Consider the following 23025-nt stretch of genomic DNA (forward strand, 5'->3'; position numbering starts at 1 on the left):
ACCCAGCAGGACATTTAATCTATTTGTTTTTTGTTACTTAATTAAGTTGTAAAGCTCATCCAGTTTAGGAGAAAGTACAATCTCAATTCTGCGGTTTTTACTTCTTCCATCGGCTCCTGCATTTGAACCTAAAGGCTGAAATTCGCCTTTACCGGTTGCCGTCATCCGCACACTCTCTACCTTTTCATTTTCGGTAAGGTAACGCACTACCGATGTGGCCCTTAAAACACTTAAATCCCAGTTATCTTTGATCTGGCCAAGGTTATTAATCTTCTGGTTATCGGTATGACCTTCTACAGCGATATTAATTTCAGGCTGTTGTTTCAGTACGTTTGCCAGTTGCGTTAACGCCTGTTTTCCTTTATCATCAATAATAATACTTCCCGATGGAAACAATAATTTATCTGTTAAGGAAACATATACCTTACCATTTTTAATTTCTACGGTTAACCCACTTTTTGTAAAACCGAGCAATGCTTGCTGCAATTTTTCTTTTAAAGAATTGGTGGCTTCATCGCGTTTACGCAACACCTCTTCGACCTCCTTCAGGCGTTTCTCGCGGGCAGCAAGATCGCCTGATAGCTTGGTAATTTCTGTAGTTGAATTATTTTTAAGTTTTTTATAACTGGCGTCTACTTCATTGTAGCTGTTCTGCAAATCTCTCAACTCTTCAGCCATCATCGAGGTATCTTTCTTCAGCTTTTTAACTTCGTTTTCCAGGTTCTCAATTTTAACCAAACCCTCGTTAAACGCGGTATACAAAGAATCTTTGCTCCCTAATAAAGCTTTATACTTTTTTGGAGACAATACAACACATGATGTTAGGGATGAAATAAATAAAAGAATGGCAAAAGTTAAAAAGGTATTTTTCATATTTAAGTATCAGGAATTTAGCATCAGGTATCAAACCTGATAAATTTCGAGTTTGATTATTGACTAATCGCGTTTCGTAAAAATGCAATTAATGGTTGTATTGCACCAAAAGAACTTATTAACTTATTAACGAGTTTGGGATCAAAAAATTCATTGTCAGTTAATGAAGTAGTGGCTTCGAAACTTTTCAGTTTCAAATATTCAATGTTCGGATCGGCAGGATCATATCCCTTCGGTGCATTTTTCAGTGCATTGCTGGTACCCAGCGTAAAGTATTTTTTAAAATCTTTAGCAGATATAATTTCTTTAAATTCATCGATATTGTAATCGATTTCTTGTCTGATTAGTTTTAAGTGTGCGGCTTCGGGCATCCAATAACCGCCTGCAATAAAACTTTTACCAGGCTGAATGTGCAGGTAATAACCCGGTTCGTTTCCTCCCTTGCCTTTAGCCGAAAACCAAATACCAAAGTTGTTTTTGTATGGATCTTTATTTTTACTGAAACGAACATCACGGTAAATGCGCATCAGGTTTTTCTTCGGATCAGTTTCGGCAGAAATTAATGGGTCTACTTTGGCAAGTTCCGGAATGATGGCAGAAACTAAATTTAAAACATCCTGCTTTGCTTCCTCATATATGTCTTTATGTTCTGCAAACCATTCGCGGTTATTGTTCTCCGCAACATCTTTAATAAATTTTAAGGTTTCTTTTTTTAACATTCGTAAAATATAGATAGAGTTTTAGTTTTTTTGAAAGCTATTTGATGATGAACATCAAAGTGATAATACTAAATGATAGCGATAGTGTGATTACTGAATAACCTGAAATATGATTGCGTTTTGTAAATAACTGATACAATGAAAACAAGAAAATAACGATCAATAAAATTATAAGCGGAATGGTAATTAACTCTGAGACTGCGCCAATTAGTGTTATCGTTTGTAACTTAGCCAATATACCTGTAAATGCCAGTACAAAATAAATTGAGGTTATTAAGGTTACAAAAAATATATTTTTCGTAAACGATGCATGGTTAGTAATCATAATTAGCTTTTAATTAAAGATACTATTTATCGTAATAAGGTTTGTATTTTATATTAGGCGATAATACGTGAAGCAGGATTATCCTGGAATAACGATAATTGAATGGATACAAAATAAAACAACCAGAAAAAATGGTGATCAGGTAATGCCAAAAGGTAGCGTCAGTTAACGGGCCAAAAATTAAATAGGTAACAAAACTTACCATAAGCATTTCAATCACATTCATGGCGTAACTTACGTACATGGCTGCGTAAAAATAGCCCGGTTCGATTTCTATGCGTTGGCCACAATAACTGCAAATTTCTTTGGTGTGCTGAATGTTCCAACCATACATACTGCCCGTAAAAATATCTCCCCTACGGCAGTGCGGGCATTTGCAATGAACAATTGCAGATAGTTTTGAGGTTTTACCCGACATTTTTTAGTTTAAATGAAAAGGCTCCTTTTTCATGTTTAGGTCTACATTTTTCTTACGGAATTTTTTATACCACACCACACCAACAATCATTGCCATCAGGTAAGGAATAGCCAATAAATATAAAACCCCGGTGTTTAATCCTGCAGAAACCGTATTGCCGTTTTTTACGCCTTGCTCGGCATTGATGCTACACATGGCACATTGCGCCTGTACATTTGCAGCAAATAGCACTACACAAGCGATTGAAAATAAGATAAAAGTGAATGTCTTTTTCATCATTGCAAATATAAGATTAAACGAACGCCGGGTGGCAAAAATTATGTCATAAAAAAACCCCGCTGATGAGGCGGGGTTTTAGGGAGAGATTGTTAATTATTGTAAAGTACCGGTAAATGTAAATGTTGGGTGCTGAACACTTTTAAACTGCCCCAGCGTTGCACCATTTGTTGGATTTGTAAAATAATCCAAAGTGAATTCGTCTACGTTAATGCGTTGAGCAAGTAATGGTGCCATTACACCAGCCAGTGCAGCTGCGTTTCCACCAGCAGTACCTATTGTAAATTTATAAGTTCCGGCTGTGGTTTTCGTATAGGTGTACGGGTAGGTAAGTGTTAAACTTGTTGCTGCATATGGTGTAATCACATTAAGTGTCATGGTTTGAGCGTTTGTGTTAAATATGTAGGTCATGCTACCTAATGTTAACCTACTTCCACCTACGCTAAAAGTAGCCACGCCGGTTGCAGCACTGGCTCTTTGGGCAATAAAATCTGCCCCCCATCCCGGGCTTGTAGTAGCTTGCGGAACCACAATTCTCGAATAATTTAGCCCCATCAATAAATGCAATGGAAGAATTGGTGTTGAAGACACTACAACTTCAACTCTTTGTCCGTCGATAGTGGTGTAGTATACTTTCTTTACCGGATCCCACGTCAATTCTGTTATTTTCTTGCCTTTATAAAACAATGGCTCTTTTAGTACGATGCCAGTAAGCGTAAAAGCAAAGCCAGTGGTAGCCGTATTTACTTCGCCATTGCTATCCCAGATTAAACTGAATATTTTATTGTAAACATCAATGCTGATCTGAACTTTTGTTTGATCACCAATTAATGCGTATAAATTTTTGTTCAATGTAGTGTAGTCTACTGCAGTGGCAACAGAATTATACAAACCTTTTGCATCGTAAGATGCTTTTTCAGCAGCTGTTGCTTTCACTAAAATCAACTTGCTTTTAAGGAGTTTGCCGGTAAGCATAATTGAATCTCCTACCTGCTTATCAAACGTAAATTCGAAGTCAGAATAAACACCCCAACCAGCCACACCACCAAAAGTATTAGGATTTGGATCAGCGAGAATGTGCATGTAACTGTAGGTATCAAACGATAAAGTTGGGTTTTGAAAAGCCTTAACCCTGTAAGTACTTTCCATAATGTCCGAAGCGGGAGCATAATCCAAATCGGCATACATGCTTACCTTGTTTTCTTTGTTAAAATTTAGAAAAAAGGAGTAGCCGCCACCACCATCGGGATATAAAAAAGCTTTCCAGCCTGTTGTACTACCAGTTAAAGCATTGGTGTATTTTGTTACCGCTTCGGTAACCCTTTCCTCTGGTCTTTGTCCATCAATTAAAACTTCCTCTTTTTTACAACCTGCAAAAAAAGCAAGAGACAATAATGAATATAAAAATATTTTTTTCATGTTAATTTCTCCTTTATTAATGGCCCATTGTTCCGTAAAAATATGAATTGGCATTAGTAGTTTTGTAAAAAGCACCTAGTGAACCTACAAAACCGATCTCGCCCGGTATAATCTGGTTAATCCAGTTTACCCTGAATGAGCCCGAAGTAAAATAACTGTTTACGCCAGCCATTCTTGCATTAATAACGCCCATGTTGGAGTAAGGTACAGGATCGACAGCCGGAACGGTTGCCGTAGGCTGCGTAGCATTTAAGGTAAAAGTTGTTACACCAGTAGTTGTATTTAATGCTAAAGTATAATCCGCATCAGCTGAATAAGTAGTCGTACCGGCAGCATTTGTAAATGTATATCTTAAAGTCATCAAATTGGATGCTCTAAAAGTCATTTTGAAATCTTTTAGCACAAAACCACCAGCTGTCATTGAAGTTTTTGCTGCATTCCACAAGCCTAAAAATTCTGCAGACTGACTCGGGTCAGTAGAAGGATTTGAAGTGAGCGTAGTATATCCCACGCCTAAACCAATCATACGCGAAAGAACAGGCGCCGAAACTTTGAACAGAGCCAATTGCACCTCTTTTTGAAGTTTATAGAAATCGATATTAAATGCTGTTTTAAAATAGTCAACAACGAATTGTTCCTTTTTCTTCAATTTAATTTGTGCATCTGCAGGAACCGAAGCTACAATACCGTTATACTGAACGCCACCCATCATTAACATGTTCGATGATTGTTCTGCAAAATCCTCTCCAGGTGATACCCGGGCATATTGTGTAATAAAACCTAAAGAATAAGCCTCTGAGAGTGGTCTTTGTGTCCAGTTTGCCTCGTAACCTCCTCTCGAAACCGTTTGATATTCGGGAGAGAAATCAACAGTTTGATTCAAAATGTGGGTGTATTCGTGCTGAATCACCTGGATCATTTGTTTTACTGATGCCAGGTTGGTTTTATCAAAGGAGTTAATTACGTACAATACGATTTTACGTCCACCTTCTGCTGTACCCAAAGTAATGGATCCATTGCTATTATATTCTGCACTACCTGCTAAAACAAATTGTTTTGGCGATATCCTTTTAATAAAATCGCTGCCACCTGCAGCTTCAAAAGGTCTAATCCAGACATCACGAACCATCTCCATGGCCGGAATAACCTGCCCAACCAAAGGTGGTGTAATATTTTTACCAGATGGGAGTTCAAAACGATCAAAACGATACTTGGTTTCGATGTTATATGGATTTAAAAAATTCTGATCTAACCATAAATCAGTTGCATTTTTATTGGTAATAATATTTTGATCAATCGCATCCAGATTGGCATTTAAGGTGCCTTCTTTTTTACAAGATGCCAGGATTGTAAGCATACCTAATGCTACAACGCCTTTATTAAATATTTTTTTCATAATAATTATCTTGGATTTTGAGCAATACCTGAAAGTGTAACCTGATTTGGCAGTTGAAATAATTTACGCGGATCGTCTGCAGCCAGTGTATTTGTAGTAAAGGAACCGTTTACTGCAAAAACCCTGTGTTGGACAGGTAGTTTATACCTTAAAATATCAAACCATCTTAAACCTTCCTGTGTAAATTCTTTCTTTTTGAAATCTAAAATTGTTGCAATTAAACCCGCTTTAGGATCGGCGGTACCGTAAAAAGCAGCGATTTTAGCTAGCGTTACCGCATGTGTTGTGGCGTTGTAGTTCAAAATTCTGGTACTACAGTAAGTATTCAAGTCAGCAAGCGCTAAAGCATTTTGTCCTGATGATGCATAAGCTTCTGCCCTATTTAACAATACCTCATCAGCAGTTAATACTGGCACAATGGTGTAAGGGAAACCAATAGTGGCATTAGGACTTGTTCTAACAAAATATTCATTCCACTTTAACATGGTATAATGCGGAACACCATAGTAAGCAGATTTATATGCCCAACGTGCTCCAGTAACATTTACTAAGAACATTTCATTGTTTTGAATCTGACCAAAACCATATCTTGGAGAGGTTGTTCTCGCCCATGACGAAGCAGTTTCGATTAATAGCAATGTAGAGGGTTCACTCGCCTGAGTAAAGTTAATCACCTGCTCATCCAAAGTATAAGTATTGTATCTTGTATTCCAGGGTCTAAGTATGGTAGCAAAAGCGTTTCCAGGCGATACTGCACTGGCATACTGAATCACTTTTTCATAATCCTTTTTGAACAAAAAGAATCTTGCTGCAAAAGCGTTCGCAGCAGCTACATTAAAGTGGTATTTAGCAACTTTATAAGAAGTGTTCTTGATTAACGGAAGACCAGCTAATAAGTCTTTCTCAATATTAGCATATACAGAAGCAACTGTTCCACGTGTATACTGAGCTGACACAATTTTCTCTGGTGCAGTTACATACGGAATTCCTGGAGAATCATTGCTGGTTGCCGGATCATATACCTTTGAATATAAGGTTACCAACATAAAGTGAGCATAAGCTCTGGCAACTAAAGCTTCACCTTTATAAGGTAATGCTGCTGCTCCCAAATTATTTACCTCAATCGCTTCTAAAGCAGCATTTGCTGCTGCAATAGCTTCGTAGCAAGAATTCCAATACTGAGTAGGGGTATCGCTACCGTCATCGTCATTATCCAGCCAGTAGTACGGTTGGGTAATTGTTCTGCCCTCGCTGCCAATTCCTGGCCCTTTATCTTCAGCATTGTCTGATGAAGTTTCGGTAAAAGCAATATAGTTACCTTCTGGATATGCGCTGGTTAATAATTCTGCAACCTTTTCAACTGTATTAACCTGAGTTCTTTGATCTGGCGCCTGCTCTAGAAACTTTTTGCAACCAGTTGTCGATATAAGCGCTAAAGCAATTATCGATATATATATTTTTTTCATGATATTATGTTTAGAATCCCACCTTTAAAGATAATGTAAACTGACGAGGGATTGGCAAAGCCACCCCACCAGATCCAAAGAACTCAGGATCCTGGCCATTTAATTTTTTATCTGAATAAATTAAAAACAAGTTATTACCTACCGCACTAATTGATGAGTTGGTTAAACCAAGCTTCTTCGTAAATTTAGTTGGTATGTTGTAGCTTAAAATAATTTGTTTCATTCTTACAAAACCACCATCAGCTACACGTTCAGTAGAATAATTGTAATTGTTGTAAGCATAATTGCTTCCAAATGATTGTGCTTCCAAAACGTCTAAAATAGATGGCACATTGGTTAGCAATTCATCACCTTGTTTTTCCCAACGGCTTAAGAAAGCTTTTGGCATGGCATCTAAATCAGTATAACTTGTTTTAAAAGCTGGTGATAAGCGAACTTTGTTTCCAGCAGCAAATGTTACTAATGTAGATAAGGTGAAATCTTTGTATTTAAAAGTGTTTGAGAAACCACCTGTATATTTCGGATCAATTGGTCCTTCATATTTCAGGTATTTTACCACATCACTTTGAAGGTAAACATCACCACTTACAACACCCTCATCATTTATAAATCTTGGCGATCCATTTAAGGGATCTAAACCTTGAAAATCAAGAGAGAACAAACCTCTTTGCGCATAACCCTCAAGCGGTCCACCATCAGCACCAATTAAGCCAAAAATATTCGGCTGATTTTTTAAGTTGGTGATCTCATTTCGGTTGTAGCCAAAAATTAACTGGGTGGACCAATTGAAACCTGGCGAGGTGATTACTTTTGCTCCTAAGGCTGCCTCTATACCTTCTGATTTCATATCAGCATAGTTGGCCTGTTTAATGGCTTCACCACCAATACCAGAAGTTCTGAATGCACCAATTAAATCGAAACTTTTTCTTCTGTAAGCATCAACCGTTAAGGTCATTCTTTCTTTAAATAAGCCTAAATCTAATCCAATGTTTAACTCGTTTAATTTTTCGAAAGTTAACTCAGAGTTTTCAAGACCAGCAATGTATAGTTTAGTCTCTTTTTCCCCAAGATAAGGGCGGCGTGTACCCATACTTTGTACCACTAAGCTAGAGTTAGTTGCCGAACCCATACTAGCTACTAAACCATATGTTGCTCTTAAAGTAGCACGGCTGATGATGCTTCTAAGTCTTTCACTTTGCATGAAATTCTCAGTGTCGATATTCCAGGCACCTGATACGTTCCAGGTTGGTAACCATCTTGCTGTTGGTGATTCACCCAGCAAGTTAGAGCCATCGTAACGACCAGTAGCATTTAGGCTATATTTTCCTTTGTATGAATAAGCAGCTCTTAACGAATAATTTAAATAACGCTCGTAACGATAGTTCATACTGTAATAGTTAAAACCACCCTCTACGTTTTGTTTAACGATGTTTGGATCTATAAACGGAACACCACCTTTGTCGTATTGATATCCGTAGCCATCAAAAACTTTGTTTTGACGGTTAATGTAACGCATCTCTTGTGTGGCGAACACGTTAAAAAGATGATCTTCATTGAATGTTTTATCGTATTCTAAACTGTTACGAACGTAATAGTTTATGATGTTGTCATCGTTAGTTTTATAAAAACCTCCGTAAGGAAGCACAGAAACCGGTAACGCATTCGGATCATCCGGATTGCTGTACAAAAACTTGTTATTGTTTCTGATGGTTGCATCATCAGGACTTATACCGGCACGGTAAGCCTGTGCCATGTTTGAGTTTTCAGTGATTTTATGCTCCTGAGTAGTCTTTGCGAAACGATATGCACCATCAAATGAATACTTTAAGTTGTTGGTGATTTTGTACTTTAAACCGCCCTGAACTTTAAAATCGATAAGACCTAATTCTAAAGTATTATTTTCCAGCTCATTTAAAATGTTAAACGGCGCATAATTTTGGCTAAAGAACTCACGGTTACCATTTGCATCATAAGGTGTTAGGGTACGGCTGGTATTTAAAGCATAACTGAAAGGATTAATATCGAAATCACGATCATAGGTTCCGTAAACCGGATTTCCGTTTCTGCCTAAGGTACCAGGTGCTTTCTGATCACGAATTGAACCTTGTGTAATTAATTCGAAGCTCAGCTTGTCGCTAATTTCGAAGTTACCACGAAAGTTTCCGGTGAATCTTTTTACGTTGTCACCAACTGTCCATCCATTATCCTGGAGGAAACTTGTTGAAGCATAAATTTTAGATTTCTGCGTACCAGTAGCCACACTTACCGAATGTTCCTGCATTAACGATTGTTTAAACAATACATCAAACCAATCTGTATTCGCATCAGCATAACGCTGTAAAAATTGTTTTTGGCTTTGCGCATCGTTTCTTAAAGCATAACTATCTGTAGCCGGATCATAGATATACATTTGGTTGTACATTTTTGTGAAAACGCCACCATTTGCACTACGAGATGAGCTAGAGTGATTTAACCATCCTTTGTTTTGCATTTCGATGTATACATTCATTTGGTCAGCTGAATTTAAGATATCGAAATTATTATATGATGGTTTCATATAACTGGAGAAGTTTCCCGTGTAAGAGATCAATGGTTTACCCTCAGTATTTCTACCTTTTTTGGTGGTGATGATTACCACACCATTCATCGCTCTGGCACCATATTGTGCTGTTGCAGCAGCATCCTTTAAAATGTTGAAGCTTTCAATATCATCAGGGTTTAGGCCCGCCACAGATGAACCTACCAATGTAGATGGATCTCCTGTTGATAATTGCTCGTTAGAGATATTCACCACATCTTCCAGGATAATTCCATCAACCACCCACAGTGGTTTGTTATCGCCAGAAATTGAAGTCGCTCCACGAACACGGATTTTAGGTGCGGCACCAAATGTACCTGAAACGTTTTGCACTGAAACACCGGCAACACGTCCTTCGAGCATACGACTCACATCCGTGATACCATCACGCTTTACATCAGAAGCTTTTAATGCTGTTGCCGAACCCGTAAATAGTTTTTTGTTCAGTTCCTGATAACCTGTAGAAACCACATTAACTTCTTTAAGTTGTGCAGCATCTTCTTCAATAGAAACATCAATAGTGGTTCTGCCATTCACAACAACCTCAATGGTTTTGTAACCTACAGAGGCAAAAGATAAAGTTGCGCCATCTTTAACACGAATTTGGTATTCTCCATTTCCGTTGGTCGATACGGCATTTGATGCGCCTTTTTCGCGAACACTCACACCCGGCATTGGCGAGCCATCTTTTTTATCTCTAACTCTTCCTTTAATAATGATGTCTTTTTGATTTGACTTTGGCGATTCCTGAACTTTTAGAATTACCTGTTTTCCGACTAATTTATAAGCAATGTTTTTTTGCTTTAACTGGTCTAATGATTCGGTAATGGATGTTAGTTTAGTAGGAACATCCAGAATCATAGTTTTGTTAATTTCAGCTGCATCATACACGAAACTTACGCTGTAAGTTTGTTCAATTTTCTTTAAGTAGCTGTCTAATCTTTCGGGCCGGGCTTTGCCTTGCTGTGCATCAGCACTGGCTAAAACCGTCCAAAAGATTGCACACAGAAGCAGTGCCATACGGCGCAGACCCATTCCCGCATTTCTTTGGTAGAAATTTCTCTCCATAGTTTAATTGTTTGTTTGTTTGATTAGTTAAGGTGTAGTTAGGGTGATATTATCTTTGGTTTCTTTGACTTTTATATTGTATGTGGCTTTTAATACTTCTAAAACTTCATTTAAATTGTTGTTTTGAAACTTAGCATTAAACTTCTCTACAAACTGGTGGTTGGCTTCCAGCTGAATATTCTTGCCATAATAATGGCTTAGTTGCTTGCAAACCTCTCCAAGTGGCGTATCAACAAATACCAGTTCTTTAGTTAGCCATGCATCAGCATTTTGTGATAAACGCGTGGTAAATTCTCTTTTTTGAATACTATAGGTTAGAGCCTGTCCTGCTGTTAAAATTGAAGATGCGCCGTTTGAATAAGGCGAGAAAATCACTTTACCTGTTTTCACATCCAAATCAATTTTACCACGTGAATAGTCGATATTAAAAGAAGTACCCAATACGCTTACTTTTGATTCGCCCATGGTAATACTGAAAGGATGTTGTGGATCTTTGGTTACATTAAAGAAAGCTCTTCCTTTGCGTAAAATAATTTCTCTTGATGACCCACTAAATAATTTGGGATAACTTAACGTGGTATGCTCAGCCAAAATCACAGTCGATCCATCTGCAAGCTTAACCGAATCGATATTATTAGCCGTATTTAAACTCAATAATGCTGAAGTGTTTTTTGTATCAAACCACCAGTAGCAAGTTGCAGCAAGTAAAATTGTTGCTGCTATACCACTCAGCCATTTAACAAGCTTTACCGGGCGCCCTGAAACGCTATTTAAAGCTTTATGGAAATTAGCAACCGCTTGCCTTTCATCCAATTGATCTAAACTGGCAGATTTGGAAGATAATTTCCATACGCGTTCAATATCCCTAAAGTAGGATTCATTGCTTTTGGATTCAGCGCAAAAAGAAATAATTTCAGCATGAAGTTTTTCATCCTGCGGATTATTTAAATACCGAACAATTAAGTCCAGGTATTCAGGTTGGTTAGGCATTAGTTAGTTTGGGTTTGTATAATATAGACAAATAAGTTTCATAAAACCCCTAGTCTATTTCAAAAAAAAGATATAAAGGTAAAATTATTAGATAAAAGGCCTTTTTGTATGCTTAACCTTAATATAAAAATGCATTCATTAGCATCAAATATGCTTTTCCGCGTTTATTTAAGTGAGAATCTTTCAAAAACCGTTCTCTTAGAATCTTTAAAGCATTGCCAATATGGTTTTCGACAGTTTTTTCGGAGATATTAAGTTGCTGGGCAATCTCTTTATATTTCAAATTCTCGAATCGATTCAATTTAAAAATTTTCTTGCATTGCGTTGGCAACTTTTCAATTTCGTTTCTGAGCAGTACGATAATTTCATGCTCCTCGTCCAACTCGAGTAAATATTCATCAGATAATGAGGAAGCTAATTTCAAATGATGTTGCTCGATATTTTTCTGGCGATTGATGTAATTAATAGATGCGTTAATTACCGCCCGGTAGAGATATGATTTAAGAGATTTTACCTCTGTTAACTGGTACGGATTCTCCCAAATTTTCAGAAAAACATCCTGTACGAGTTCTTCTGCTGCATAAATATCTTTTAAATATTTATCACTAGCCAACAAAAGTTTTTGAAAGTACGACGTGTAGAAGCGGGTAAAGATCGAAGTCTGACCTTTCTCAATTAAAGTAATTAAATCACTTCCCGTTTCTATTTCTGCTACATCCATTAATTGTAACGCGTTGACCTGCTAATATCAAATCAATAATACAAATTAATGCGCAAAAAACTTACAGAAAATAGATGCTTTTTTGGAAAGCAGTGTTTTTACTTAGTTTAATAATTGTAATAAGGGGATATCATCAGATAAACGATTACGCCAGTTACTGCAACATAAAGCCACATTGGGAAAGTAATGCGGGCAATTTTTCTGTGTTTATCAAATCGTTGCGCTAATGCCCTAACATAGGTAACCAATACGAAAGGGATGATGATTACAGACAGGCAGATATGGGTAATCAAAATCACATAATAAACATACTTGATTATGCCCTCTCCGCCGAACTTAGTAGAATCTGAGGTCATATGGTAAGCAACATACATACCTAAAAATGCAACAGACAATCCTATTGCGCATTTCATCAGGTTCTCATGTAGCTTCTGTTTGCCGTTTTTAATGGCCCATACCGCTACCACTAATACAACAGCTGTAATTCCATTAATGGCTGCATAAATCGGAGGTAAAAAAGACAAGGGCTTAACATCATAACCAAGCTTTCTTAAATTTACGCCAAACAGTAGTGCAACAACTAACGGGATGGCAATGGATAAAACAATAATCCACTTATTATATTTTTGTTCAACTGATGACTTCATTTTACTTTAAATCGCTATGTTGCCTGGCTCCAATTACCTTTCAACTTTTTACTTTGTACTTTAAACTTTCCACCCTACATTCCCAATTACCTGCCGTCCTTTACATTTCTGAGGTATTCGGCAATCAATACTTTAATTTCGTCTTCTAACCTACCTCTTGCCTCCGGGTTATCAATTTCATAAATGCCTCTGATGCGATGTTGGACATCAATCAGCAAAATCTTATTACCAAAAATAAAGTTAGGTTTATCTTTTGTATCATCCTTTATCACATCGAGCATCAAACCTTTCCTGATGAGTGGATATGTAGATGCGGTATCACCTGTCACTAAATCCCATTTTCCTGGTTTGGCATTAAGCTTGGTAGCGAAACCATCAAGCTTGTTTTTGTCGTCAGGATTTATGGATAAGCTTACGAATCGGACCAGCGGTTTCTTCTCGTAGCCTTCAGATAATTGCTTGATGTACTGAATGACATTGTTGCTCAGCGCATCAGCATAAAAAAGGTTCATCACCACAATCTTATCTTTTAGCGATGCCCAATTGACAACATTTCCTTTTTGATTGCTTAAACTAAAATCAGGAATCTGGTGATAAATGGTATCGGGAATCTTCTTCCCTTTTACGGTATGGAATGTCGATGCTACATTTTTTTCACCAAAGATAGGTAGACTCTTATACCTGTTCTTTGCAAATTGTGGCAATAAGTAAAAAAACAAAAATCCTGGTATAGCTAAAATGCTTACCAGGATTATTACCTTTTTTATAGGATTTCTTTTCATTAATGGCTTAACATGTGGAGGTTTAAGAAACCGCCTTCAATTAACATTAAAACGATGAAGTAGATAATGAAAATGAATGAAACTGTTAATGAGAGTTGAAGCCCAAGCTTTTCGTACTTTAAGTGCATGAAATAGGCAACGATATAAAAAGCTTTAACCAATGTTAATGCAATATAAACAAAGTTCCCTACTCCGTGTGACATATACCCTTTAGGTAAAATCACCAAAGCAATGATAAATTCAATAACTGTTATTAACAATAGAATACCGAAAACCTGCCAAATTTTACTTTTTGTTAAACCAGCATGTTCGTCGTGTTCGTGTCCTTCTGTTGTATTTGAATGATGTTCTGACATGATAATATTTTTATAACGTGATAAATTAAACCAAATAGAAGAATGTAAATACAAACACCCATACTAAATCTACAAAGTGCCAATATAAACCAACTTTCTCAACCATTAAATAGTGACCTCTTTTTTCGAACGTGCCGTTGATGGTCATGATTAAGATGATGATATTGATGATCACACCACTAAATACGTGAAAACCATGGAACCCCGTGATGGTGAAAAATAAATTAGAGAACTGTTGTGCAGCGATTAATGATACATCACCTGAGAATAAGTGTTTCAATTCTTCAGCAGATGGGATTTTTCCCCAACCAAATCCTTCGTGGAACAAGTGTGTCCATTCTAAAGCCTGACAGCCTAAGAACATAAAACCACCGATAATTGTTGCGATCATCCACCAGATTACTTCTTTTTTCGAACGTCTGTGTCCGGCTTCTACGGCTAAAACCATTGTAACCGAACTCATGATTAAGATGAAAGTCATGATACCCACGAAAACCAACGGCGCACCGTGATCCATGATACCAGGGATTGACTGGAAAACCAAATCAGGATCTGGCCATGTTAATTTTGAAAAACGCTGAGCGCCATAATAGATCAATAGCGATGAAAAAGTAAAAGCATCTGACAAAAGGAAAAACCACATCATGATTTTACCATATTCTACCGACCACGGAGAACGACCACCATTCCATGGTCCGGTTTTAACTTGATCTAATTGTGATACTGAATTCATTTGGAAATAGTATAATAGTTTGTTAACAAATTTAACGGTTCAAAAGTAAAAAAACATACAGATATATCCATAATATATCTATAAAATGCCAGAAAATAGATGCGATTTCCATGCGATACTGGCTTTTCGCTAATGGAATATTTCTATAGCTACCTACTAAGGCGCTGATTATTAAGAAAACACCTGCAATAATGTGTAACAGGTGAATAAAACTTACCACGTAAATAAATGATATAGCAGCATTATTTCCCACTAGAGTTGCACCCGTATTAACCATGCTGCCCCATGCGCTAAACTGCATTACGCCGAAAGCTATCGCTAAAATTACAGTTATCCAAAGTAGATTTCTTTGTAAGCTGAACTTCAGTTTGCGTAATGCTTTCGAAGCCAGGAAAAGTGTAATACTGCTTGCAATGATTACAAGGCTTGAGTAAATAAATGCATCAGGTAAAACCAAACCATGGCCTTTTCCTTTCGACGCTGAGAAAACCAGGTAATAACTGGTGAATCCACCAAACATAATGGTTGATGAAACCACAAATAACCAAACGATGAACTTCCTTGGTTTTGGATCAAATGTATCTTGGATATTTTCCATTGTTAGCACCATAAATTATTTTGCGATAAAATTTAATAATAATCCCAGCTGTACAGCAGGAATGTAAAAAAACGAACAGAACATCACTCGTTTTGCATCAATCAACTCCCTGTTCAATAAAAGTTTTAAGGCAAGCCAGCTAAATATTATGCCAGCGATTAATGATAAACCTGCAATATAATAGCCGCCGAAACCATAAATAGTTGGCATTAGGCTCACAGGGATTAAAATTAAAGTACTGATGAAAGTTATCAACGCTGTTGCTTTATCACGTTTCTTGGTTGGTAATAACCTGAACCCGGCTTTTTTATAATCATCATCCAATACCCATGCAATGGCCCAGAAGTGAGGAAATTGCCATACAAACTGGATCAGAAATAAAATAACCGCGATGTTATAATCGATGGCATAAAACATCTCTGCTTTTAAGCTACCAAAGGCAGCCAAATAACCAATTAATGGTGGCAACGCACCAGGTATGGCGCCAACAAAAACCGCGATAGGCGATTTTCTTTTCAATGGTGTGTAGGCAAATGCGTATAGCAAAATCGAAAATACCGATAACAGACCTGTTTCAAGATTCAAGTGCCCCAGTAACCATGTGCCTAAGAAAGCCATAAATACACCAAGAATTAAGCCCTGTCCGGTGGTCATTCTTCCTGCTGGCATAGGACGGTCTTTAGTGCGAGACATCAGTTTATCTAAATCCTTTTCAATAATCTCATTAAAACAATTGGCCGCTGCAGTGACTAAAAAACCTCCGGCTATCAATATACCCCAGTTACCCCAATCAATTGATGGAATATGCCCTCTGCCTACCTGCATTTTCTGACCGATTAAAAATGAAATCGACGCAGAAAACACTACCGTAAACGATAGCCTGAATTTGATAAGTTTAGAAAAATCTGAAATAACTTGTTTCAATTCTCTTTATATTATTGTTTGTAGGTACTCGTTCTGTAAACCAGCAAGTACAAATAAAACTGTAAACTAAATAACAGCGTAGAAAACAAAATATGCACTGCCTGCGCTGCCGGTGGAAACGCAATGTAAGCCAATGCGAAGCCACTTAACAATTGTATGAGAAGCGTGATTAAAATAAACCTTGCGGTTAGTAATGGAGCTGCCTTTCCGCTAAAACGATCGATAACCATTTTATAGATGATTCCATTACAAATTACTACCAGTATGGCTAAATCGCGATGGTACGAAAATACGGCACCTACTTTATCAATCCATGTACCCCTTAATCCATAAGAAACAGATTTTGCAATCACATCTATGGCTTCTCGAACCTCTGTACCTAATACAATTTGCATGATGCTAATAACCAATGTAAAAAGTAAAAACCCCTTTAACCATAATATGCGATACATGATCACAGATGGTGCTTTTCCAAGTTGCTTCGCGTAGTTATAGGTGTAAATCGAAATGGCCAAAATTACAATCGCTAAGAGCATATGTACGGTAACCACCCACTGTGCCAAATTGGTAGATACTACAATCGAACCCAGCCAGGCCTGATAACCCACCACAAATATATTCAGAATGCTAAGGATTATAATTCGCTTTGCGGTTTTTCGATAGGTGAAAGAATAAACAGCGGTTAAAAGCAAAAATAATCCTGCAAATACACCAGTTAAGCGGTTTAAATATTCAACCCAGGTTTTGGCCGGATTAAATTCTTCAGGAAGCGTAATGCTTTTATCATTTCTAATGCTATCAGCCAAGGCTACTTTACCCATACTTTCCAGGTATTTGGCAAATTTTTCATTCTTTTTAATCCTTCCGGCTACATACTTTTCTTTGTAATTTGCTGGAAGTTGCGATACATCAGTTGGCGGAATATAGCGATCAAAACATTTCGGCCAATCAGGACAGCCCATGCCAGAACCCGTACTGCGTACGATACCGCCGGCAAGAATAACCAATAGCGTAACTATTATGGTTATGAAGTTTATCCTGATGAAACGTTGTTCTGATCTACTGACCATATATCTTTTAAGATGAAAAGGGTATCCGGATAAGCAGAAACTTAATCAGATACCCCTTTTAAAATTGTATTAAAGCTTTGCGCTTATCTTAGTTTTCTTTAACCGGATTAGCCAATTCCCAATCCTGTTGAATTTTTTCTGCCTCAGCATTTCCTTCAAAATCATGAGGCAAGTTTGAACTCATCGTTTGAGAAAAAGGTACTGTTTGAGGGATAAAATCAACGTCATGACCAGGTTTGCTATAATCATATGGCCATCTGTAAACCGTAGGAATTTCTCCTGGCCAGTTTCCGTGGATATGCTCAACTGGTGCTGTCCACTCTAAAGTATTTGCTTCCCAAGGGTTTTGAGGTGCTTTTTTACCTTTAAAGATTGAATAGAAGAAGTTAAACAAAAATGCTACCTGAGCCAAGGCTGCAAAAATAGCTGCCCAGGTTACGAATACGTTAACGGTTAACCATTTTTTCATGAATTCGAACTCCGTGAAAGCATAGTAACGACGAGGTACACCATCTAAACCTAAGAAGTGAAGTGGGAAGAATACCAGGTAAGCTGCAATGAAAGTTAACCAAAAGTGTAAGTAGCCTAACTTAGCATTCATCATTTTACCAAACATTCTTGGGAACCAGTGATAAACACCTGCCAACATACCAAAGATAGCTGCAGATCCCATTACCAGGTGGAAGTGGGCAACAACGAAATACGTATCATGTAAGTTAATATCCAGTGAAGCATTTCCTAAGAAGATACCGGTTAATCCACCAGAAATAAAGAATGAAACTAAACCTATAGCAAATAACATGGCTGGAGTGAAACGGATGTTACCTCTCCAAAGTGTAGCCAGGTAGTTGAATGTTTTCACCGCTGATGGTACCGCAATGATTAACGTAGTGATCATAAATACACCACCCAAAAGTGGGTTCATACCCGTCACAAACATGTGGTGACCCCATACGATGAATGAAAGTACAGTAATACCAATTAATGAATAAACCATCGCGTGGTAACCGAAGATTGGTTTACGGGCATTTACAGAAATAACCTCTGATGAAATACCTAATGCCGGCATGATTACGATATATACCTCAGGGTGACCTAAGAACCAGAATAAGTGTTGCCATAAAATTGGAGAACCACCTTCATTTGGTAAAATATCAGTACCCATTACGATATCTGATAGGTAGAAACTTGTTCCAAAACTACGATCGAATACCATTAACACAACACCCGCTACAAGCACTGGGAATGATAAGATACCTAAAATAGCCGTTAAGAAGAAAGCCCAGATTGGTAATGGCATTTTCCAAAGATCCATACCTTTAGTACGCATGTTTAAGATTGTACTTACATAGTTGATACCACCCATTAGTGACGAGGCAACGAAAAGTACCATACTTATTAACCACAATGTCATACCCATACCCGAACCTGGCATTGCTTTAGCAACAACCGATAATGGTGGGTAAACCGTCCATCCGCCAGAAGCAGGACCAGTTTGAATAAAAAATGAAGACATCATGATCACACAAGCCATAAAGAAGAACCAGTATGAAAGCATGTTTAAGAATGGCGAAGCCATATCTCTTGCTCCGATTTGTAACGGAATAAGTAAGTTACTAAAGGTACCACTTAGGCCGGCAGTTAATACAAAGAATACCATGATGGTACCGTGAATAGTAACTAAGGCTAAATAAAAATCAGGTTTGATACGACCACCTTCAGCCCATTTTCCTAAGAAAGTTTCTAAGAAAGGGAAGTTTTGATCTGGCCAAGCCAATTGAATACGGAATAAGATTGATAAACCCATCGCAATTACGGCCATAATGATACCCGTAATTAGGAATTGCTTAGCAATCATTTTGTGATCCATGCTGAAGATATACTTCGAGATCAACGTCTCCTTGTGGTGACCGTGATCAGCGTGGTCGTGATTGTGTTCGTCGTGTAATGCTATTGTTGACATAATTCTTTTCGCTCCTGCTTAATATTATTTATTTAAAGCCATTTGGTTACCTTTCACAGCTGCCGAATCGGTTGCTGACGAATCTCCTTCTGCTGCTGGTTTAGCAGGCGCAGGCGCCACAGGCAAATTAAATTGTTTTCTTAAATCGTCGTTTAAGTATGTTTTTTGTTCTGCAATCCAGGTTTTGTATTCAGCCTCTGAAACTACACGCACATCTTTCTGCATGTTCCAGTGACCAGAACCACAAATTTTAGCACAGAAGAAAAGGAACTTAAAGTTAGGATCGTTTGTTTCCTCCTGCATCTGACGGGTAGTCTTTGTTGGAGTGAATTCAAAAATCGTTTGCATACCTGGAACAGTGTTTAACTGCACCCTGAAGTGAGGCATGTAAAAACTGTGGATAACATCTTTACTGTTTAAGATTAACTTTACTGGCTTACCTACCGGAATAACCATTTCATCAGCCATCTCATCATCACGAGAATTTAAATCTTTGAAATCGATACCTAAAGTATTCGAAGAAGTAGTTAACTTATAGTTTTTCTTACCAACAATGCCATCGGCTCCCGGGTAACGGATAGACCATTTGAACTGTTCAGAGGTAACTTCAATTTGAAGAGGCTTGTTATTCGGATCTTCAACTTTGAAGAAAATCGATCTCCAGGTTAAGAAACCCATCAAAACCAAAACAGTTAATACTAAAGCCGGAACAATTGTCCAGATTTTTTCGATTGTATTGTTGTGTGGGTAATAGTAAGCTTTTCTTTTCGCAGAGTATTTATAGATATAAGCGAATCCAAATAATAAGATGTGGGTTAAGATGAATACGATTGTAGTAATGATTAATGTTAAATTAAACATTTCATCAATCTTCTTTCCATGCTCTGATGCAGCATCAGGTAGCAACATCGATCCATGAACCGTATATTCCCAATACACACCGTATAAACCTAAAACAAGAAACAATGCAAATAAACTTGCATGCACACCGTTCCAGTTAATACCAACTGGCTTTCCCTGTGCTTCGCGGCTTAATTCATATACTTTTATTGATTTACCAATAATAGCGATGAATAAACATACGGCAAGAAAAATCAGAATATAAAATATTACTGATTTATAAACCTCGCCCATATCAACTTTCGGTGCCGCTGCAGCTCCTGCTGCCGCCTCTTGCGCAAATGCGCTGGTGTTTGCAAAAACAGTAAGTAATACTGCTAAAGCCGCGGTCGTTTTATTCGTGATAAACTTTCTTAAACTCATTTTCTTAAAAGTAGTACGCTGTACTTCTATTATAATAATAATTAAATATTTGCCCTATATATCATCTACTAAAGTTGATGATGCAAACTTTCTTGTAATAATGGGTGATTCTTCGCAATTAGAGGTTTCTTGCTTAGGTTGCTTAAAACGGTAAAGGTAAATAAACCTACAAAACCTAATGCTGTACCGATTTCAACGATACCGAAACCATTGTGTCCATCTTCAACTGCACCTGGCATAATCATTTGGTAATAATCTACCCAGTGACCTAACAATACAACGATAGAAACAAATAGCAACTTCGCGTCTGTTCTTTTGTTGTCTCTGTCCATTAATAATAAAACCGGAGCTAAGAAGTTCATTGCAAGGTTTAAGAAAAACCAGAATTTATAATACTCAAAGCGTTTGTAAAAATACACAGTTTCCTCTGGCATGTTTGCATAGTAAATTAATAAGAACTGTGCGAACCATACATAAGTCCAGAAGATAGAGAAACCAAAAATAAACTGACCTAAGTTGTGTAAGTGGCTATTGTTAACCCACTGCATGTAACCAGCTCTTCTTAATAAGATGATGATGATGGCAATGGTTGCTAAACTACTTACCCACATTGCAGCAAAGTTATACCAACCGAACATGGTTGAGAACCAGTGTGCTTCTAATGACATGATCGTATCGAAAGCAAAGATTGGAGTGGTAAAACCATAAATTACTAGGAAGATACAAGCATTTTTAAAGCTCTTACGGTACGAAACCAATCCACCAGCTAAATCTTCGTTATATGATAATTTAGCAAAGCTCATTGCAAATGCACTGTAAACGCCTAAAAATACCACCTGACGACCTAGGAAAAAAGGTACATTTAAGAATACCGCTTTACCTGCGATTAAAGAATCGTAATTAGGGCTATTTGGGTCAGTTAAACCATCAGCATGCCAATGGTGGTATAAATTATGTGTATATAAACCAGCAGAAATAATCACGATTAGGATTATAGAAGCAATAGGCAATGTTTTAGCTAATGCCTGTGGTACACGTAAAATTGAAGCAGACCATCCTGCTTGCGCAACAAATTGAACAGCTAGGAAAAACATACCCGACATACATACGCATGCAAAGTAGTAGCCCATAAGCAACAGGTTAGCAAAAGTACGCTCATGCATTACTTTATCACCAGCTAAGAAACCAAATAACACTGCTGCCACACCGATAACGATGCCAATAATGCTTAAGGTTTTTACTTTACCTGTAAACTCAAACTGTTCACTAAAATTAATATTGTGAGTTCCCATTTATATTCTGCTTTACTATTGTCCTTTTTGTAATTGTTGAACATACATCACTACTTTCCAACGATCTGTTGGCGTAATTTGTGAAGCATGCGAGCCCATGTTATTTACACCGTAAGTGATGGTGTGATAAATTTTACCAGGAGTAAGATCTACCATATTTCCACCACGTGATGAAGCGCCTGTTTGATAAGCCGGAACACCACTAAATTTTTCAATTTTAACTAAGTGACCTTGACCATCGCCTTTCTCGCCGTGGCAAGGACTACAGAAAACACCAAATAAATGTTTTCCTTCTGCTAAATTTAAAGTATCAACAGGTAACGGATTTACCATGCTTACACCTGCAGCTTCATATCCTTCTTTTGTATTAGGATATTCGTCATATTCCGTAAAACCAACAGGCTTTGTATTTGCTGGCGGAACCTGTGCGGTATGGCCTTTGAAACTAGCCAATAACTTATTGGTAGTATCAACCGGCTGATCCGGATTTAATGCTAATGCATCATACATGTTTCTGGCATACTCTAAACCAGTACTGCGTTTATCTTTACAAGCGGATACCGTAGCTGCGAAAGCGATAGCTAAAAACGCTATATAAACAAATTTATTCTTATTCATAGCTAATGTACTTCCTTTCATTATACTTTACTTCTAAAGCACCTGCATCTTTTAATAAACCATCAATAACAGTGTGCGCTGCATTTTCCCTTGCATCAACTGCGATTACAAAACGATCGTCAGTTGCACGAAGATCCATCACTCTTGGTGCTCTTCCCGGAAACAAATGCGTAGAAGCATAATAAGTTAAAACCATACCGAAAGCACAAAACAATACGGTAAGCTCGAACATTATCGGAATAAAATCCGGTAATGCAAATGATGGCTTACCACCAATGTTTACTTTCCAATCGATTACTGCGCAAAAATAAATTAAAGCAAAAGCTGCGCAAGTTCCGGTAATACCAAAGCAAAATGCTGCGATATCGATTCTCGATCTTTTAATTCCTAATTTGGCTTCTATTCCGTGTATAGGCATTGGCGTATAAACATCGTAAATGCTTACACCATTTTCCTGAAGCTTTTCGATGCCATGCATCATTTCATCAGGATCACCAAAACTGCCTAAAATATATTTGATATCACTCATT

22 protein-coding genes are annotated in these 23025 nt (G+C 37.5%); all 22 read right to left on the reverse strand.

From position 1 onward, the window contains the following. Positions 1 to 33: 33 nt before the first annotated feature. Positions 34 to 873 carry a flagellar motor protein MotB gene (locus R2Q70_RS01045; RefSeq protein ID WP_010599746.1) on the reverse strand — a complete coding sequence of 280 codons (840 nt, stop codon included), beginning with the start codon at positions 871 to 873 and terminating at the stop codon, positions 34 to 36. 56 nt (positions 874 to 929) lie between these two features. Then, entirely contained in the window at positions 930 to 1592 is a 663-nt protein-coding gene (locus R2Q70_RS01050) for a DUF2461 domain-containing protein (protein WP_316805834.1), read from the reverse strand. A gap of 347 nt (positions 1593 to 1939) precedes the next feature. Continuing rightward, entirely contained in the window at positions 1940 to 2335 is a 396-nt protein-coding gene (locus tag R2Q70_RS01055) for a DUF983 domain-containing protein (protein WP_316805835.1), read from the reverse strand. 3 nt (positions 2336 to 2338) lie between these two features. Further along, entirely contained in the window at positions 2339 to 2614 is a 276-nt protein-coding gene (locus tag R2Q70_RS01060; protein WP_316805836.1) for a hypothetical protein, read from the reverse strand. 93 nt (positions 2615 to 2707) lie between these two features. Further along, positions 2708 to 4030: a DUF4302 domain-containing protein gene (locus tag R2Q70_RS01065; protein WP_316805837.1), complete on the reverse strand. Its 1323-nt coding sequence runs from the start codon at positions 4028 to 4030 to the stop codon at positions 2708 to 2710. 16 nt (positions 4031 to 4046) lie between these two features. Continuing rightward, entirely contained in the window at positions 4047 to 5426 is a 1380-nt protein-coding gene (locus R2Q70_RS01070; RefSeq protein ID WP_316805838.1) for a putative zinc-binding metallopeptidase, read from the reverse strand. Positions 5427 to 5431: 5 nt separating this feature from the next. Further along, positions 5432 to 6892, reverse strand: coding sequence for a RagB/SusD family nutrient uptake outer membrane protein (locus R2Q70_RS01075; protein ID WP_316805839.1), 1461 nt, complete (start codon positions 6890 to 6892; stop codon positions 5432 to 5434). A gap of 10 nt (positions 6893 to 6902) precedes the next feature. Continuing rightward, the gene (locus R2Q70_RS01080) at positions 6903 to 10538 is read right to left on the reverse strand and encodes a SusC/RagA family TonB-linked outer membrane protein (protein WP_316805840.1); all 3636 of its coding nucleotides are present in this window, start codon (positions 10536 to 10538) and stop codon (positions 6903 to 6905) included. A gap of 27 nt (positions 10539 to 10565) precedes the next feature. After that, on the reverse strand, positions 10566 to 11528 hold the full coding sequence (locus tag R2Q70_RS01085; protein ID WP_316805841.1) for a FecR family protein: 963 nt from the start codon (positions 11526 to 11528) through the stop codon (positions 10566 to 10568). A gap of 118 nt (positions 11529 to 11646) precedes the next feature. Then, complete coding sequence (locus R2Q70_RS01090) at positions 11647 to 12249, reverse strand: RNA polymerase sigma-70 factor (protein WP_316805842.1); 603 nt, start codon at positions 12247 to 12249, stop codon at positions 11647 to 11649. Between the two features lie 107 nt (positions 12250 to 12356). Then, positions 12357 to 12896, reverse strand: coding sequence for a DUF420 domain-containing protein (locus R2Q70_RS01095; RefSeq protein ID WP_316805843.1), 540 nt, complete (start codon positions 12894 to 12896; stop codon positions 12357 to 12359). 86 nt (positions 12897 to 12982) lie between these two features. Beyond that, positions 12983 to 13678, reverse strand: a complete 696-nt coding sequence (locus tag R2Q70_RS01100; RefSeq protein WP_316805844.1) for an SCO family protein — start codon at positions 13676 to 13678, stop codon at positions 12983 to 12985. Further along, on the reverse strand, positions 13678 to 14034 hold the full coding sequence (locus R2Q70_RS01105) for a cytochrome C oxidase subunit IV family protein (RefSeq protein WP_316805845.1): 357 nt from the start codon (positions 14032 to 14034) through the stop codon (positions 13678 to 13680). The genes R2Q70_RS01100 and R2Q70_RS01105 overlap by 1 nt, the downstream gene beginning before the upstream one ends. A 25-nt stretch (positions 14035 to 14059) precedes the next feature. Further along, positions 14060 to 14767 (reverse strand): cytochrome c oxidase subunit 3, encoded by a 708-nt coding sequence (locus R2Q70_RS01110; RefSeq protein WP_316805846.1) that lies wholly within the window; start codon positions 14765 to 14767, stop codon positions 14060 to 14062. Positions 14768 to 14798: 31 nt separating this feature from the next. Then, entirely contained in the window at positions 14799 to 15365 is a 567-nt protein-coding gene (locus R2Q70_RS01115) for a cytochrome c oxidase subunit 3 (RefSeq protein ID WP_316805847.1), read from the reverse strand. A gap of 15 nt (positions 15366 to 15380) precedes the next feature. Further along, positions 15381 to 16289 (reverse strand): heme o synthase, encoded by a 909-nt coding sequence (gene cyoE / locus R2Q70_RS01120; RefSeq protein WP_316805848.1) that lies wholly within the window; start codon positions 16287 to 16289, stop codon positions 15381 to 15383. Between the two features lie 11 nt (positions 16290 to 16300). Then, positions 16301 to 17359, reverse strand: a complete 1059-nt coding sequence (locus R2Q70_RS01125; protein WP_316805849.1) for a COX15/CtaA family protein — start codon at positions 17357 to 17359, stop codon at positions 16301 to 16303. Positions 17360 to 17447: 88 nt separating this feature from the next. Continuing rightward, positions 17448 to 19322: a cbb3-type cytochrome c oxidase subunit I gene (locus R2Q70_RS01130; protein WP_316805850.1), complete on the reverse strand. Its 1875-nt coding sequence runs from the start codon at positions 19320 to 19322 to the stop codon at positions 17448 to 17450. 24 nt (positions 19323 to 19346) lie between these two features. Continuing rightward, positions 19347 to 20585 carry a cytochrome c oxidase subunit II gene (locus R2Q70_RS01135; protein ID WP_316805851.1) on the reverse strand — a complete coding sequence of 413 codons (1239 nt, stop codon included), beginning with the start codon at positions 20583 to 20585 and terminating at the stop codon, positions 19347 to 19349. A gap of 68 nt (positions 20586 to 20653) precedes the next feature. Beyond that, complete coding sequence (locus tag R2Q70_RS01140; RefSeq protein WP_316805852.1) at positions 20654 to 21877, reverse strand: quinol:cytochrome C oxidoreductase; 1224 nt, start codon at positions 21875 to 21877, stop codon at positions 20654 to 20656. Between the two features lie 15 nt (positions 21878 to 21892). Next, positions 21893 to 22516, reverse strand: coding sequence for a cytochrome c (locus R2Q70_RS01145; protein WP_316805853.1), 624 nt, complete (start codon positions 22514 to 22516; stop codon positions 21893 to 21895). Continuing rightward, entirely contained in the window at positions 22488 to 23024 is a 537-nt protein-coding gene (locus tag R2Q70_RS01150; RefSeq protein WP_010599104.1) for a DUF3341 domain-containing protein, read from the reverse strand. The genes R2Q70_RS01145 and R2Q70_RS01150 overlap by 29 nt, the downstream gene beginning before the upstream one ends. Position 23025: the final 1 nt, after the last annotated feature.

This window comes from Pedobacter agri (genome assembly GCF_032678665.1).
Classification (GTDB): domain Bacteria; phylum Bacteroidota; class Bacteroidia; order Sphingobacteriales; family Sphingobacteriaceae; genus Pedobacter; species Pedobacter agri_A.